At 64.5% G+C, this 16100-nt stretch carries 13 protein-coding genes; 4 read left to right on the top strand and 9 right to left on the bottom strand.

Annotation, left to right across the window (positions count from 1 at the left end; genetic code table 11):
* Positions 1–149: 149 nt before the first annotated feature.
* Positions 150–2345 carry a catalase/peroxidase HPI gene (gene katG / locus NKI88_RS25935; protein WP_352658253.1) on the bottom strand — a complete coding sequence of 732 codons (2196 nt, stop codon included), beginning with the start codon at positions 2343–2345 and terminating at the stop codon, positions 150–152.
* A gap of 139 nt (positions 2346–2484) precedes the next feature.
* Between katG and NKI88_RS25930 the strand changes: the two genes are divergently transcribed.
* The gene (locus NKI88_RS25930; RefSeq protein ID WP_023667719.1) at positions 2485–3393 is read left to right on the top strand and encodes a hydrogen peroxide-inducible genes activator; all 909 of its coding nucleotides are present in this window, start codon (positions 2485–2487) and stop codon (positions 3391–3393) included.
* A gap of 107 nt (positions 3394–3500) precedes the next feature.
* Here the strand turns inward: NKI88_RS25930 and NKI88_RS25925 are convergent, their stop codons facing one another.
* From NKI88_RS25925 to hisS, 5 genes are all read right to left on the bottom strand, one after another.
* Entirely contained in the window at positions 3501–4604 is a 1104-nt protein-coding gene (locus NKI88_RS25925; RefSeq protein WP_352658251.1) for a calcium:cation antiporter, read from the bottom strand.
* A gap of 95 nt (positions 4605–4699) precedes the next feature.
* Positions 4700–6460: an AMP-binding protein gene (locus tag NKI88_RS25920; protein WP_352658249.1), complete on the bottom strand. Its 1761-nt coding sequence runs from the start codon at positions 6458–6460 to the stop codon at positions 4700–4702.
* A 231-nt stretch (positions 6461–6691) separates the two neighbouring features.
* A complete protein-coding gene (gene hisG, locus NKI88_RS25915) occupies positions 6692–7393 on the bottom strand; it encodes an ATP phosphoribosyltransferase (protein ID WP_023695113.1) in 702 nt (233 codons plus the stop codon).
* Positions 7390–8508: an ATP phosphoribosyltransferase regulatory subunit gene (locus NKI88_RS25910; protein ID WP_023728117.1), complete on the bottom strand. Its 1119-nt coding sequence runs from the start codon at positions 8506–8508 to the stop codon at positions 7390–7392. Before NKI88_RS25910 ends, hisG begins: the two co-directional genes overlap by 4 nt.
* 178 nt (positions 8509–8686) lie before the next feature.
* Positions 8687–10180 carry a histidine--tRNA ligase gene (gene hisS, locus NKI88_RS25905; RefSeq protein WP_023728115.1) on the bottom strand — a complete coding sequence of 498 codons (1494 nt, stop codon included), beginning with the start codon at positions 10178–10180 and terminating at the stop codon, positions 8687–8689.
* A 204-nt stretch (positions 10181–10384) separates the two neighbouring features.
* On the opposite strand from hisS, the gene NKI88_RS25900 reads away from it, so the two are divergent.
* Positions 10385–10627: a hypothetical protein gene (locus NKI88_RS25900; RefSeq protein WP_023681830.1), complete on the top strand. Its 243-nt coding sequence runs from the start codon at positions 10385–10387 to the stop codon at positions 10625–10627.
* Between the two features lie 127 nt (positions 10628–10754).
* Here NKI88_RS25900 and NKI88_RS25895 read toward each other — a convergent pair whose 3' ends face one another.
* Positions 10755–11393, bottom strand: a complete 639-nt coding sequence (locus NKI88_RS25895; RefSeq protein ID WP_023670545.1) for a DNA-3-methyladenine glycosylase I — start codon at positions 11391–11393, stop codon at positions 10755–10757.
* Between the two features lie 209 nt (positions 11394–11602).
* Here NKI88_RS25895 and NKI88_RS25890 point away from each other — a divergent pair, with 209 nt between their 5' ends.
* Both NKI88_RS25890 and NKI88_RS25885 read left to right on the top strand, forming a co-directional pair.
* Positions 11603–12349 carry a L,D-transpeptidase gene (locus tag NKI88_RS25890; RefSeq protein ID WP_023728114.1) on the top strand — a complete coding sequence of 249 codons (747 nt, stop codon included), beginning with the start codon at positions 11603–11605 and terminating at the stop codon, positions 12347–12349.
* A gap of 271 nt (positions 12350–12620) precedes the next feature.
* On the top strand, positions 12621–13541 hold the full coding sequence (locus NKI88_RS25885) for a bifunctional 5,10-methylenetetrahydrofolate dehydrogenase/5,10-methenyltetrahydrofolate cyclohydrolase (RefSeq protein ID WP_352658243.1): 921 nt from the start codon (positions 12621–12623) through the stop codon (positions 13539–13541).
* Between the two features lie 4 nt (positions 13542–13545).
* Here NKI88_RS25885 and glcF read toward each other — a convergent pair whose 3' ends face one another.
* Entirely contained in the window at positions 13546–14871 is a 1326-nt protein-coding gene (gene glcF / locus NKI88_RS25880; protein ID WP_023728113.1) for a glycolate oxidase subunit GlcF, read from the bottom strand.
* A gap of 4 nt (positions 14872–14875) precedes the next feature.
* Positions 14876–16087: an FAD-binding protein gene (locus NKI88_RS25875; protein ID WP_352658240.1), complete on the bottom strand. Its 1212-nt coding sequence runs from the start codon at positions 16085–16087 to the stop codon at positions 14876–14878.
* Positions 16088–16100 lie beyond the last annotated feature (13 nt).

Here is a 16100-nt window from a genome sequence, read left to right as displayed (position 1 = left end):
ACACCTCGCCTCGTGGGGCGCCGGCCGCGGGGGCGCTTTGGGGGGGCGGGGCCCCCACCCCCCACACCCCAAATAACCGCTCCACTCCCCCCCCGCCAAACACCCCGGGGCCGGGCCCCGCCCCCCCCCCCTTCGTTTGGGAGGTTGTATCAGGCAGCGATGTCGAAACGGTCGGCGTTCATCACCTTGGTCCACGCCTTGACGAAATCGCCAACGAATTTCTGCCCGGCATCCGCCGACCCGTAGACCTCGGCCAGCGCGCGCAGCTGCGCATGCGAGCCGAAGATCAGGTCGGCGCGTGTGGCGGTCCACCTGACTGCCCTGGTCTTGCGGTCGCGTGCTTCGTAGACCTCATGCGAGCCGGGCTCGGAGGCCGGATCCCAGATGGTGCTCATCGAGAGCAGGTTGACGAAGAAGTCGTTCGTCAGCGTGCCCGGCCTGTCGGTCAACACACCATGCTTCGAGCCGCCGGTGTTGGCGCCGAGCACGCGCAGGCCACCAACCAGCACCGTCATCTCCGGCGCCGTCAGGTTGAGCAGTTGCGCCCGGTCGACCAGCATGGCTTCGACCGACATCGGCGGTTTGCCCCTGACATAGTTGCGGAAGCCGTCAATTTTGGGCTCGAGCGCCGCAAAGGAATGGACGTCGGTCTGCGCCTGCGAGGCGTCGGTGCGGCCGGGCGTGAAGGCAACCTTCACCGCATTGCCGCCATCCGTTGCGGCTTTCTCGACCGCGGCGACGCCGCCGAGCACGATGAGGTCGGCCAGCGAGACCTTCTTGCCGCTTGCGTTGAACTCGTTCTGGATGGCTTCGAGCTTCGCCAGCACGCTAGCCAGTTCGACAGGCTGGTTGACCTCCCAGTCCTTCTGCGGCGCCAGGCGAATGCGCGCGCCATTGGCGCCGCCGCGCTTGTCGGAGTTGCGGAAGGTCGAGGCCGAGGCCCAGGCGGTCGAGACCAATTGCGAAACGCTGAGGCCCGAAGCCAGGATCTTGGCCTTCAGCAATGCGATATCCTGGTCGCTGACCAGCTCATGGTCGACGGCCGGAACCGGATCCTGCCAGATCAGCTCTTCCTTCGGCACCAGCGGGCCGAGATACCGCACGACCGGCCCCATGTCGCGATGGGTGAGCTTGTACCAGGCACGGGCGAAGGCATCGGCGAACTGCTCCGGATGCTCATGGAAGCGGCGCGAGATCTTCTCATAGGCCGGGTCGGCCCGCAGCGCGAGGTCGGTGGTCAGCATTGCCGGCGCATGACGCTTCGAGGGATTGTGCGCGTCCGGCACCGTAACCGCGCCAGAGCCGCCCTTCGGCGTCCACTGATGGGCCCCGGCCGGGCTCTTGGTCAGCTCCCATTCGAAGTTGAAGAGATTGTCGAAGAAGTTACTGCTCCACTGGGTCGGCGTCGTCGTCCAGGTAACTTCGAGGCCGGACGTGATCGCATCGCCGGCAATGCCGGTGGCATGCTTGCTCGACCAGCCGAGGCCCTGCGCCTCGATGCCCGCGCCTTCCGGCTCGGCGCCGACAAGTGCTGCATCACCGGCCCCATGGGTCTTGCCGAATGTGTGGCCGCCGGCGATCAGCGCCACGGTTTCCTCATCGTTCATTGCCATGCGCGCGAAGGTCTCGCGGATGTCGCGGGCCGAGGCCAGCGGATCCGGCTTGCCGTTCGGCCCTTCCGGGTTGACGTAGATCAGGCCCATCTGCACCGCGCCGAGATGGCCGTGCAACTCACGGTCGCCGGAATAGCGCTTGTCGTCGAGCCACTTGGTTTCCGAACCCCAGTCGACATCCTGCTCGGGCTCCCAGACATCGGCGCGGCCACCGGCAAAGCCAAAGGTCTTGAAGCCCATCGATTCCAGCGCGACGTTGCCGGTGAGAATCAACAGGTCGGCCCAGGAGATCTTGCGGCCGTATTTCTGCTTGACCGGCCACAGCAGCCGGCGCGCCTTGTCGAGATTGGCGTTGTCCGGCCAGCTGTTCAGCGGCGCGAAACGCTGCTGGCCCGCACCGGCGCCACCCCGGCCGTCGCCGATGCGATAGGTGCCGGCGCTGTGCCAGGCCATGCGGATGAACAGCGGCCCGTAATGGCCGAAATCGGCCGGCCACCAATCCTGCGAATCCGTCATCACCTTGTGCAAATCCTCGATCACCGCGTCGAGGTCGAGCGTCTTGAACTCCGCGGCGTAGTCGAAAGCTTCGCCCATCGGGTCCGAAAGGCTCGACTGCTGGTGGAGAACGCCGATGTCGAGCTGGTTCGGCCACCAGTCGCGGTTGGTCCTGGCGGAGGTTCCATGCGGGACCGGGCATTTGCCGGCGCTGTTGTCGTCGGTCATCGCGTCCATCTTGGCCTCCGAATTGCTGATTTATGTGTTGTTTTTCCGGGCCGGCCGGGAGCCGCGCCACTCTGGAATGGTTCCAGACTAAGCCGTCTCTTCGATAAAAACAAATTGCCTTTCCTGTTTGTTGCGATAGGCTTTCCTTATGATTGGCTTGACCGTGCGGCAGATGCAATATTTCGAGGCTTTGGCGCAAACGCTGCATTTCGGCCGCGCCGCAAAACTCGCCGGCGTCAGCCAGCCGGCGCTGTCCGCGCAGATCGCCGAGATGGAGCAAAGGCTGAACTGCCGGCTGTTCGAGCGCGGCGGCAAGACGGTGCGGATGACGGAAGAGGCGCAAGCGCTGCTGCCACGCATCGAGCGCATCCTGCGCGACATCAGTGATGTCGAGACGACGGCCCGGCGCGGCCGCCCGGCCATGGAAGGCCGCTTCCGGCTGGGCATCATCCCGACCGTGGCGCCGTATCTTTTGCCGCATGTGCTCCCGGAGCTGAAGCGGCATTTTCCGTCCCTGCAGCTCGAACTGCGCGAAGCAGTGACGGCATCACTGGTCGAGGACACGGCAACCGGACGGCTCGACGCCTTCATCGCCGCGCTGCCGCTCGAGCAGCCGGGCCTGGTCACCGAGGAACTGTTCGCCGACCGCTTCTTCCTCGCCGTGCCAGCCGGAGATCCAGCCTTCGCCTCGCCACCGGTGCCGCCGGAAAGCCCGGCGCTGGAGCGGTTGATGCTTTTGGAGGAAGGCCACTGCCTGCGCGAACAGGCGCTGGCCCTGTGCGGCAGCGTGCGTCCCGTAGCGATGGCAAGCTACGGCGCCACCAGCCTGACGACGCTGCTGCAGATGGTGGCGCATGGTCTCGGCGTCACGCTCATCCCCGAAATGGCGGCAAGGCCGGCCAGCGCCATGCCGGACCTCAAGATCGTGCCGTTCCAAGAGCCAATGCCGCAACGCACGATCTGCCTCGCCTGGCGCCGCAACAAGGTGCGGCATGATGAATGCGTGGAACTGGCGAAGATCATTCGGGGGTTGGATGCGGCGGTGCTGGGGGTGTGAGTCGTTCGGGTCTTAGATGGCGCCTTGGGAACCCCGAAAAGAAACTCAAATCAGGCGCGTTCGAGAATACCCGCCTTGACGGCTGGTCGCCAGATCGCACCAAAGCCTCAAGGGATAAATACCAGAAATACATACGCGAAAAATACCACGGCATGGACGATTCCGGTCAGGAAGGTCGTCCTTTCGTTGCTAAAGCTTACGCCGCATATGAAAAGCGCTAAAACTAAAAGTACTGCGTCAGCTTCCGGGAGCCCCAGGGTCAACCCTCGTCCCGTAAGCAGGCTGGCTGCTGCGACCGCAGGTATTGTCAAACCAATCGTGGCGCAAGCCGAACCCATTGCGACATTCAGGCCGCGCTGCAGCTCATTGTTGAGTGAAGCGCGAACCGCCGAAATGGCTTCCGGCATCAAAACCAGACCGGCGATCATTGCCCCCACAATGCTGTCAGCCTGGGTCACCTGGTAAGCAACAAGCGCATCTTCAACACTTGCGGCGACCTGCTCGGCGAGCATGACAATTCCGATCAGTCCGATTACCAGGAGCAGAGCGCTGGAAGAGATGCTTTTGTGAGGGGCGGTTCGCGCCGAAAGGTCGTCTGCCAGTCCTTCGATGAAATCGTCCCGATGCCGGATTGTCTGCGCGAACACAAAGCTTGCATAGAGCAGCACGGAAAGAACGCTTACCAAGCCAAGCTGAGCTGCCGAAAATGTGCCGGGATCGGTGGTCCGCGTGTAGGTCGGCAGGATAAGCGTCATGACGGTCAGTGCGGCCAGAACCGCCAGATATGCGCTGGTCCCTTGCCGGACAATTGCCTGCTTGCGATGCCGCCAGCCGCCAAACGTGAGACACATTCCGACAACGCCGGTGGAGGCAATCATCACTGTCGAGAAGACGGATTCACGTGCAAGCGTGGGGTTGTTCTCTCCATGCAGCATCATGGAAACGATGATCGACACTTCGATTGCCGTCACGGCAAAAGTCAGCACCAATGTGCCGTAAGGCTCCCCCACACGGTGGGCCACCGCCTCGGCGTGATCGAGCACCACGAAAATAGTGATGAACATGATCGCACTCGAGAGCGCTCCGACGAGAATCCTGACGCTCGGCGAACCTTCGTCCACCGATAGCCCGCTGACTCTGACCGCAACGGCCAGTGCCAGCGCGGCCAAAGGCATCGCATAGGAAGTCGCTGATCGTGCGAAACCAGTCATTCAAGCCCCAATGCGTTCGGCGAACCTTGCGGAAGCCTGTCGAGCACCCCAATGTCGTTTCGAAGCCCGGCAGTCCCGTCCCCGGCGTTCAACCCTCAAGCCGTCTTCTGCACCACCAGCCCCAGTTCCTCCACCATCGCTTCCCGCATCAGAAACTTCTGCGGCTTGCCCGTCACCGTCATCGGCAGTTCGGTGCGGAAGCGGATGTAGCGGGGGATTTTGTAGTGGGCGATCTGGCCGGCGCAGAAATTCTTGATCTCCTGCTCGGTGGCGATCTGGTTGGGCTTCAGCACGATCCAGGCGCACAGCTCCTCGCCATATTTGGCGTCGGGAATGCCGAACACCTGCACCTCCTTGACCTTGGGATGGCGGTAGAGGAATTCCTCGACCTCTCTGGGATAGACGTTTTCGCCGCCGCGGATGACCATGTCCTTGACCCGGCCGACAATGTTGCAATAGCCCTCGGCGTCGATGGTGGCGAGATCACCGGTGTGCATCCAGCCGTCGGCGTCGATCGCCTCGCGGGTTTTTTCCGCGTCGTCCCAGTAGCCTTTCATGACGGAATAGCCGCGGGTGCACAGCTCGCCCGGCGCGCCGACGGCGACGGTGGCGCCCTCGGCGTCGATGGCCTTGACCTCGACATGCGGATGGATGCGGCCGACAGTGGAGACGCGTTTTTCCAGCGGATCGTCGACGCTGCTCTGGAACGAGACCGGGCTGGTCTCGGTCATGCCGTAGGCGATGGTCACCTCTTCCATATGCATCAGCGTCACCACCTTCTTCATCACCTCGATCGGGCATGGTGAGCCCGCCATGATGCCGGTGCGCAGGCTGGAGAGATCGAAGCTGGTGAAGTCGGCGTGGTCAAGCATGGCGACGAACATGGTCGGCACGCCGTAGAGGCCGGTGCAGCGTTCCTGCGCCACCGCCTTCAGCGTCGCGCCGGCGTCAAAACCCTCGCCAGGAAACACCATGGTCGCGCCCTTGGTGACGCAGCCCATCGTGCCCATCGACATGCCGAAGCAGTGGTAGAGCGGCACCGGGATGCAGAGCCGGTCGTCGACGGTGAGCTTGATCGCAGCGGTGACGAAATTGCCATTGTTGACGATGTTGGTGTGGGTCAGCGTCGCGCCCTTGGGCGCGCCCGTCGTGCCTGATGTGAACTGGATGTTGATGGCCTCGCCCGGCTTCAGCCCTTCGGAGATGCGGTCGAGGCTGTCATGCTCGTCGCGGCCGGCCATCGACAGCACATCGGCGAAATTGAACATGCCGGGCGAGTTGTCGTCGCCCATGCGAATGACGATCTTCAGCGTCGGCAATTTCTGCGCCTTGAGCTTGCCGGGGGTGGCGTTGGCGAGCTCCGGCGCCAGCGTCTCGATCATGCCGAGATAGTCGGAGGTCTTGAAACTGGCGGCGATGACCAGCGCCTTGCAGCCGACCTTGTTGAGGGCATATTCCAGCTCCGTCAGCCGGTAGGCCGGGTTGATGTTGACCAGGATCAGGCCGATGCGAGCGGTGGCGAATTGGGTGACCAGCCATTCCCAGCGGTTGGGCGACCAGATGCCGACACGGTCGCCTTTTTCGAGGCCGAGCGCCAGGAAGCCGGCGGCGAGCGTATCGACCGTGTCCGACAGTTCGCTCCAGGTGAAGCGCTTGTCCTGTCCGACGAAGACGGCAGCATCCTGCGTGGCGTATCTGCCGACCGTGTCGGAGAAAAGCTGAGGGATCGTCTTGTCGAGCAGCGGCACCGAACGGTCGCCCGACACATGTGCCCGGCCGTCGAGCGGAGCGATGAACGCCCTGCCGCGCCCGCGCAGATTGGTGGCGTTCTTGAGCTCGTCGAGATTAATCGCCATCGCCGTTTCCTCCCGATGAGTGAGCCTAGCAGCCTGATGGGGTGGTGGAAAGTACAGGCGGTTCCCCTCCCCCTCGAGGGGAGGGTGCCTCGCCACGCGCGGCGGGTGGGGTCCTCGGCGAAGTGCTCGACTTCCTTGGTCACGGTCGACCCGGCTTGGGTGGTCTCGCGTCGAGCACTGCCGGAGCGACCCCACCCGTCCATCCGCCTTTGGCGGCTGTCCACCCTCCCCTCAAGGGGGAGGGAGCGCGCTCATCTTCGCGGCTATTTCCCGCACTAGCGCCTCATCCGCAGCAGCACGATCTTTCCTGGCAGCCACGAGGCAGGCCTGCGACTTCAGCACAACCCCATCGGCCAGCACCTTGAGATGGTTGGCGCGCAGGGTCGAGCCGGTGGTGGTGATGTCGACGATGACGTCGGCGAGGCCTGCCGCCGGTGCGCCTTCGGTGGCCCCGAGGCTTTCGACGATGCGGTAGACCTGGATGCCGTGCTTTTGCGAGAAGAACTGCTGCGTGAGCCGCCAGTATTTGGTTGCGATCCTCAGTCGCCTGCCGTGGCGCTGGCGGAAATCGGCGGCGACATCGTCGAGATCGGCCATAGTATCGACGTCGAGCCAGATGCCGGGCACCGCGACCACGACATCGGCATGGCCGAAGCCGAGGCGAGCGACGATTTCGGCGCGCGCCTCCCAGTCGGCGAGGTTTTCGCGCAGCAGATCCTCGCCGGTAATGCCGAGGTCGACCGAACCTTGCCCAATCTCGCCGGCGATTTCGGACGCCGACAGGAACGCCACCTCGATGCCCTCGGCGCCGTCGATGCGGGCGCGGTACTGGCGCTCATCGCCGGGCAGGCTGACGGCAAGCCCGGCCCTGGCCAGTACCTCCAAGGCCTGCTCCTTGAGCCGGCCTTTCGATGGGATCGCCAGCGTGATCATTGCGGCTCTCCCCGCAGCGCTTCGATGCGGTCGAGCCAGACAGAGAAGCCGACGCCGGGGATCGGCGTCTTGGCGCCGAGCAGGGTCAGCAGCCGGTCGTAGCGACCGCCGCCGGCCAGCGGCCGCTCGCCACCAAGTGCTTCGATCTCGAAAACGATGCCGGTGTAGTAATCCAGCGGACGGCCGAAGGCAGCGTCGTAGCGGATCGTCTTTGCAGGCAGGCCATGTGCCTCGATGGCTTTGGCGCGGGCGGCGAATTTTTCCAGCGCCGCGCCCAGCGAAAGCCCGGCAGAGGCCGCAAAACTTTCGAGCGCAGCACTCGAGCCGTCGAGCGGCACGTCGATGGCGAGGAAATCCCTGAGTGCTGCAAAGGCCTCGTTCGACAGCCGCACGCTGCGCAATTCGGCCTTTTCGATCAGCCGCCGGGCAATGTCGACTGGCGCGCGTCCGCCGGATGCCAAAAGGCCGGCCTCTTCCATGCCGCCGGCGATGTGGGCGGAAAGCGCTTCGAGATCGCCATCGAGCACAAGGGCGGCGACATCGCCGTCGAGCTGGCCGTTGCGTGGCGGGTTGGCGAGATCGGCCAGCGCTGCCTGCAGCATCGGCGCGGAGCCGAACGCGCGCGCCAGCCGCATGCGCCAGCCGCGCGGCAGGCCAAGGGCTGCCAGCACCGCCTCGAAGATGGTCTGGTCGCCGAGCGTGATCGCAAGGGTCTGACCCGGCAGCACTAACTGCAGCAGCGCATGCGCATCGGCCAGCGAACGGGCGTCGGCCTCGGCCGTATCGCGGTCGCCGAGATCCTCGATACCGGCCTGGAAAAACTCGTTGCCGCCCTCGCGGCGCTGGCGAAACACTTCGCCAAGGTAGGAATAGCGCCGCGGCGTGCCGGCCTGCGACGCGATGTGGTCGAGGCAGACGGGAATGGTGAATTCGGGCCGCAGGCAAAGCGTCTTGCCGGTCTCGCTCTCGGTGAGAAAGATGCGGCGGCGCAGGTCCTCGCCGGCCATGTCGAGGAACGGATCGGCCGGCTGCAGCACGGCGACCTCCACTGCATGGGTGTTGCGGGTGGCGAAGAGGTTGGTGATTTCGGATGAGATGGCGGGACGGGAGGTCATGAAGCGCAGCCTTCCCTTCTCCCCCTGTGGGAGAAGGTGTCGCCGAAGGCGACGGATGAGGGGTGTTCCAGCGGAGTGAGGCGTTGGAGTTCCCTGGAACACCCCTCATCCGTCTCGGCGCTCCGCGCCGATCCACCTTCTCCCACAAGGAGAGAAGGGAAGAACAGCGCGGCGCTCATCATTTCGCCCTCTCCTCGACCTGCGCCGCCAGAATCTTCTTCACCTCGGCGACCAGCTCGCTCTCCGCCACGGTCACCTGCGCTGGCCTTGCGGCCCGCCATTCGGCGTTGTCGGTGATCTCGGCCGACATGCGTGCGCCTTCGATCAGATCCTTGATCTGCAGCTCGCCCTTGGCGCGCTCGTCGCCGCCCTGAATGATGGCAACCGGGCTGCCGCGGCGGTCGGCATATTTCAACTGCGCCTTCATGCCGGCGCCGCCGAGATACATTTCGGAGCGGATGCCGGCCGCGCGCAGGCCGGCCACCATCTTCTGGTAGCGGCCGAGGCTTTCGGTATCCTTGTCCATCACCAGCACGACGACCGGCGCGATCACGTCTGTGGTGTCCAGCTTGCCGAGGTTCTTCAGCGCCGTCATCAGGCGGGAGACGCCGATCGAAAAGCCGGTCGCCGGCACCGGCTCGCCACGGAAGCGCGAGACCAGCCCGTCATAGCGGCCGCCACCACCGACCGAACCGAAGCGCACGATCTGGCCGTCTTCGTTGGGGATTTCGGCCAGAAGCTCGGCCTCGAAAACCGGGCCGGTGTAGTATTCGAGGCCACGCACGACGGAGCGGTCCATGGCGATACGATCTTCGCCGTACCCTGCCGCCCTGACCAAGGCTTCAATCGTGGAGAGCTCGCCAACGCCTTCCTGATAGATCGCGTTCGCATCGACATTGGAATCCTGGCGGGCCTGTTCCCTCGCTGTCGCGAGAAGAACGGCCTCGGCTTGCGCCTCATTCAGTCCGGCACCCTTGGCAAAGTCACCCTCGCCTTCCTTGCCGCCATCCCAGCGCCCCGGACCAAGCAGCAGTCTCACGCCTTCCGGTCCGAGCTTGTCCAGCTTGTCGATCGCGCGCAGCACCGTCAGCCGACGCCCTGCATTCTCATCGCCGCCAAGGCCGATCGCTTCCAGCACGCCATCGAGCACCTTGCGATTGTTGACGCGGATGACGTAGTCGCCGCGCTTGATGCCGAGCGCTTCCATCACGTCGGCCATCATCATCGCCATTTCAGCATCAGCCGCGACGCCCGGTGTGCCGATGGTGTCAGCGTCGAACTGCATGAACTGGCGGAAGCGGCCGGGGCCGGGCTTTTCGTTGCGGAACACCCAGCCGGAGCGGTAGCTGCGATAGGGCTTCGGCAGTCGCTCAAAATTCTCGGCGACATAACGCGCCGTCGGCGCGGTCAGGTCGTAGCGCAACGACAGCCACTGCTCGTCATCGTCCTGGAAAGAAAATACGCCCTCATTAGGCCGGTCCTGGTCGGGCAGGAATTTGCCCAGCGCATCGGTGTATTCGATCAGCGGCTGGTCGGCCGGCTCGAAACCATAGAGCTCATAGACCGAGCGGATCGTCGCCATCATCTTCTCGACGGCGCGGATGTCTTCCGCACTGCGGTCGGCAAAGCCGCGCGGCAGCCGCGCTTTCGTCTTTTCCGATTTGTCGGCCATGGGATGGGTCTTTTCGCTTAGTAATCGATGACTTGTTTGGAGTGGGCGTGTCCTAACCGAAGCGGCTTTGTGCGGCAAGGGTTTGCGCTTTTTCCTTCTCCTCCGAAACAAAACGCACCAAAAGGAAACAATTCCGCCATCGGCGCGGCATCGTGCCGACACAATCAGAGCCGATAAGCGCGCCGAAACAAAGGGGTTGGGGCCATGACTGCGGCACACAAGTTCGACATCAGAGACGACGGCTTGCATGAAGTCCGGCTGCGGCCGGCCGAGAGCCGTGCGCAGGTGACGGCGAGCCTCGGTCCGTTTGAGGTCACCGCCGACGAGCGCAAGGGTTCCACCATGCGCGAGGCGCTGATGACCGGATTGCTGGTGATTTATCCGGCCTTTGCGGCACTGGCGGCGATTGTGGCGGGATTGTTCCTGACTGGCGCCAGCGGGACGTGAGTTCCTTACCCTCCCCCTTGTGGGGAGGGTCGACGCGTAGCGTCGGGGTGGGGGTGCAGCGCCAAGATACCCCCACCCGCGCCTTCGGCGCGCCCTCCCCACAAGGGGGAGGTCGGGGGACAGCGCCCTACTTCGGCCTCTTAAAGGCCTTGCGTTCCTTCTCCACCTGCTCCCGGCACACGCAGCCTTCGAGATGGTCGTTGACCAGACCCATCGCCTGCATGAAGGCGTAGACCGTCGTCGGGCCGACAAAGGTCCAGCCGCGCTTTTTCAACTCCTTCGAAATCCTGATCGAGACCCCTGTCGTCGGGTTGGCGCGTAGATGCGCCATGTCCACCACCGCCGGCCGCTCCTTCGGCCCCGGCTCGAACTTCCAGAACCAGGCGGCCAGCGAGCCGAACTCGTCGACCATTTCGCACGCCCGTTTGGCGTTGTTGATGGTCGAGACGATCTTGCCGCGGTGGCGGATGATGCCGGCATTGGCGACCAGGCGCTCGACGTCCTCGTCGGTGAAGGCAGCGACCTTGTCGAAGTCGAAACCGGCGAAGGCCTCGCGGAAATTCTCGCGCTTGCGCAGAATGGTCAGCCAGGACAGGCCGGACTGAAAGCCTTCGAGGCAGATCTTTTCGAACAGCCTGCGGTCGTCGGCGACCGGCCGGCCCCATTCATGGTCGTGGTAGTGCAGATAGTCCGGCAGATTGCCGTGCCAGAAGCAGCGCGTGATCCCGTCGGAGCCGGTAAGCAGTCCGGTGTTGTCTTGCGCCATGGCCAATCCATCCGTTAACGCGCTTTCGCGCTGCATTTACCGCGGCTTTACCAGATTCCTGAACCCGGCGGTAACCACACCAAAAGGTTTGCTGACAAAGCGGCATTTTACGCATTCCGATTCATGTTTCGGTTGTGGCTTCGCGCCAAGGATCGCGCAACCGGGGGCAAGTTCCGCCTCCGTCCGTTCGACGATCAAGGTGCGTTCCGATGAAGATCTTTTTGCGTTCCGTGCTCGGCGCCGTGGCCATTCTGGCCGCCGGCGTCACCTCGTCTGCCGCCAACGACCGCTATGCCGACAGGCCGCCGGTGATGGTGAGCCCCGACCTTTCCGCGCCCTGGGTGCTGCAGCTTGGCCGCGCGCCCGGCATCGTGCGGCAGAGCCGCCAGTTCGTGCAGCAGCAGCCGCGCGTTCGCTATGCGCAGCCGGCGCGACCCGATCGGGTTCGCACTGCTTCCGTGCAGGCGCCGGTCAAGCGCGTGGTGATGCGGCCGCAGATCAATCCGCTCTATCTGCCGCAGGAAGTCGCCTATGACGGCCCGCAGAAGCCGGGCACGATCGTCATCGATACGACGCAGAACTTCCTGTTCCTGGTCGAGAAGAACGGCAAGGCGCGGCGCTATGGCGTCGGCACCGGCAAGCCTGGCTTCGAATGGTCTGGCACGCACAAGATCACCAACAAGCGCGTCTGGCCGGACTGGCGCCCGCCAGCGGAGATGATCAAGCGCGAGGCCGCCAAGGGCCGCTACCTCCCGACCTATCTGGCCGGCGGCGAGGAAAACCCGCTTGGCGCCCGCGCGCTCTATCTCGGCACGACGGAATACCGCATCCACGGCACCAACCAGCCATGGACCATCGGCGGCTCGGTGTCTTCCGGCTGCATCCGCATGCGCAACGAGGACGTGGTTGACCTTTACGAGAGGGTCAATGTTGGAACGACCGTGGTCGTGATATAGTCGGCTACCGAATCATCTGGTCCAGAAGGTTAGACCTTCAGGATCGGGAAGAGTTTACGGGGGACGGGCCGTGTGGGGATGCGGCCAGTCAGGAAAGGGCAGCCCGGGAAACCGCGCTGCCCTTTCTCTTTGCGGCTATAGCTGAGCCAGGCTGCGCCAGAACGTCGCGCCAGGGGGATGACGGTTCGCTTTCACGCTGCCTTGCCGCATTTCCCCTGCTATAGGGACGGCCAAACTCCCCTGCGCCAAACTCCGCTGCAAAGGTCCAGCCATGTCTCCGCCAGACGATAGCCGCTATCTCCGGGGCGGCCCGGTCGCCCAGCGCATCATGGCATCCGTGCGCGAGGATGCCGCCATCGCCACCGCCGAAGGTTTTCCGCCCAAGCTGGTGTCGATCACCGTCGGCGACACCGCTGCCGTCGATGTCTATGTGCGCAACCAGCGCGCCAAAGCCGCGCTTGCCGGCATCGGTTTCGAGGAGCGGCGGTTCCCCGCCGACATCAGCGCCGGCGAACTCGAGGCGGCGATCCATGGCCTGAACGCCGACCCGCGCGTCACCGGCATCATCATCCAGCGGCCGGTGCCGGCGCATATCCCGATCAAGACGCTGCAGGCCGCGGTGCATCCGCTGAAGGATGTCGAAGGCATGCACCCGGCCTCGATCGGCAACATCGTGTATAATCAGCTCGACCTTGCGCCTTGCACGGCTGCGGCCTCGGTCGAGCTGCTGAAGGAAACCGGCCTTGACCTCAAGGGGCTGGAAGTCGTCGTCGTCGGCCATTCTGAAATCGTCGGCAAGGCGATCGCCTTCCTGCTGATGAGCGAAGGCGCGACGGTAACGGTTTGCCATCACATGACGCGCTCGGTGGCCGCGCATGCGCGCCGCGCCGATGCGCTGTTCGTCGCCATCGGCAAGCCGCGGCTGATCAAGGCCGACATGGTGAAGCCCGGTGCGGCCGTCATCGACATCGGCATCAATTCCGAGATCGGCCCGGACGGCACGAGCCGCATCGTCGGCGACGTCGACACCGAGAGCGTGAAGGAAGTCGCGTCCTGGATCACGCCGGTGCCGGGCGGCGTCGGCCCGATCACTGTGGCGATCCTCTTGCGCAACACAATGGTCGCGCTCAGCCGCCAGCGCGCGCGCTACCAGGCGACGTATGGCGTGGTGGACCGGCTGGCAGCGGAATAGCTGCTTACTCGGCGGCGACCAGGTTTCCTTCGGAGACGCCCTCCGGCTTCGGACCACCATAGGCCCAGTCGAGCAGCTTGATCGTGTGCACCACCGGCAGCTTTGCAGCCGAAGCGATCTGGGTGATGCAGCCGATGTTGCCGGTGGCAACGATCTCCGCGCCGGTCGCCTCGATGTTCTTCACCTTGCGGTCACGCAACCTTGCGGAAATCTCCGGCTGCAGGATGTTGTAGGTGCCGGCGGAGCCGCAGCACAGATGCCCCTCGCGCGGTTCGCGCACGACGAAGCCCGCCTTGGACAGCAGCTCCTTCGGCTGGCGGATGATCTTCTGACCGTGCTGCATCGAGCAGGCGGAGTGATAGGCGACGACGGTGCCGGGTTTGCGCACCGGCTCGGGCAGGTCGAGGCTTGCGAGGTATTCGGTAATGTCCCTGGCCAGCGCCGAGACCCGTGCGGCCTTGTCGGCATAGGCCGGATCGAGGCGCAGCATGAAGCCGTAATCCTTGATCGTGGTGCCGCAGCCGGACGCGGTGATGACGATCGCATCGAGCCCGCCCTGGTCGATGGCACGCGTCCATGCATCGACATTCTGCCGTGCCGAGGCAAGGGCTGCTGCCTCGCGGCCCATATGATGGACCAGCGCGCCGCAGCAGGCTTCGCCCTCCGGCACCACGACCTCGACGCCCAGCCGTGTCAACAATGCAATCGTCGTATCATTGATGGCGGGGTCGAGTACCGATTGGGCGCAGCCGGTGAGGATGGCGACGCGACTTTTCTTCGTCCCCTTGCCGGCATGGACGCCGGGAGAGGCCATCGGCGAGGCCGCCGGGATCGATGCCGGCGCCAGCTTCAGCATCGCACCCAGCGGCCTCAGCGCCGGCAGCCTTTCGAACAGGCCGATGAATGGCTTGCCCAGTCTCGCCAATTTCAGCGCGGCGCGAAAGCGCGCGGGATAGGGCAGCACGAAGGCCAGCATGGCGCGGGTCAGCCGGTCGAGCAGCGGCCGCTTGTAAGTCTCCTCGATATGGGCGCGGGCATGGTCGACCAGGTGCATGTAGTTGACGCCCGACGGGCAGGTGGTCATGCAGGCCAGGCAGGACAGGCAGCGGTCGATATGGGTGACGATCTCCTTGTCGGCCGGGCGGCCATTCTCCAGCATGTCCTTGATGAGATAAATGCGCCCGCGCGGCGAATCGAGTTCGTTGCCAAGCGTCACATAGGTCGGGCAGGTGGCGGTGCAGAAGCCGCAATGCACGCATTTGCGCAGGATCTTCTCCGATTCCGCGACATGCGGATCAGCAAGCTGGGCAAGGGAGAAGTTGGTTTGCATTATCTTAGCCTTGGGCCATGCGGCCGGGATTGAGGATGGACTTGGGATCGAACTCGGCCTTGAGCCGCGCCGACAGTGCGGCCTTATGCGGTGCCTGCGGCTCGAACACCGGGACGGCGGCGCGATGCGAAGGGGTGGCGCGCACCAGCGTGGCGTGGCCGCCGCCAAGCTTTCTGATCAGCCCGCGCAGCAGGGCGGCCTCGGGATCGCCCTCCTCCATGCGCAGCCAGACCAGCCCGCCCTGCCAGTCGTAGAAGGCGCTGACACCGATCTGCATGCGCAGCGTCAGCACCATCTGATGGGCCTGAGACGGCGCCATGGAGACGCGCCAGACCGGCTTTTCGCTACGGTCGGCGAATGGCGTGCAGTCCCTTATGTCACGCCAGAGGGTATGCGATGTCTCACCTGCGATCTCCTGCAGCGGGCCGGCATTTTTCAGCAGGGTCTTCAGCGCCTCAATGCGATAGGCGACCGATGGGCCAAACCCTTCGACGCGCAGCAGCGTTGCAGCGTCGGTGCCTAGACTGCCCCCGGCAACGCGCGCGGCGATGCGTTCGGGCAGATGGGCCGCGCTCGACACTTCGGCGCTGGAGCCGAGCGCCAGCGCCATGGCGGCAGAGGCGGCATCGTCGAGCAAGCCGCGCACGGCAAGCGTCACCTCGATCTCGGCCGCCGGCAGCACCTTGAAGGTGACATCGGTGAATACAGCCAGCGTGCCCCAGCTGTTGGCCATCAGCTTCGACAGATCGTAGCCGGTAACATTCTTGACGACGCGGCCGCCTGATTTGAACGCTTCGCCACGACCGGCAACCGCGTTGATGCCAAGGATATGGTCGCGCGCGGCGCCCGCCTTCAGCCGGCGCGGGCCGGACAGGTTGGCGGCAAGCACGCCGCCGATCGTGCCTCTTCCCTTGATACCGCCGAACAATGGGCCGTAGTCCATCGGCTCGAAAGCAAGTTGCTGGCCGTTTTCGGCGAGCAGGCTTTCTATATCGGAAAGCGGTGTGCCGGCCTTCGCCGACAGCACCAGTTCGGCCGGCTCGTAGAGGGTGACGCCGGTGAGCTTCGAAAGATCGAGCGTGTGTTCGCTCTGCTGTGGCCGGCCGATGCCGCGCTTGGAGCCGTGGCCGATGATTTCCAAAGGTGACTCTTCCGCCGCCGCCCATTGGACGGTGGAGAGGATCTCGGCCGATGTGGTGGGGGTGAAGGTCGTCATGGCGAAGATGGGT

This window comes from Mesorhizobium sp. M0317, from assembly GCF_040321555.1.
Classification (GTDB): Bacteria; Pseudomonadota; Alphaproteobacteria; order Rhizobiales; family Rhizobiaceae; genus Mesorhizobium.
This window is presented reverse-complemented; position numbering and strand designations above follow the sequence as displayed.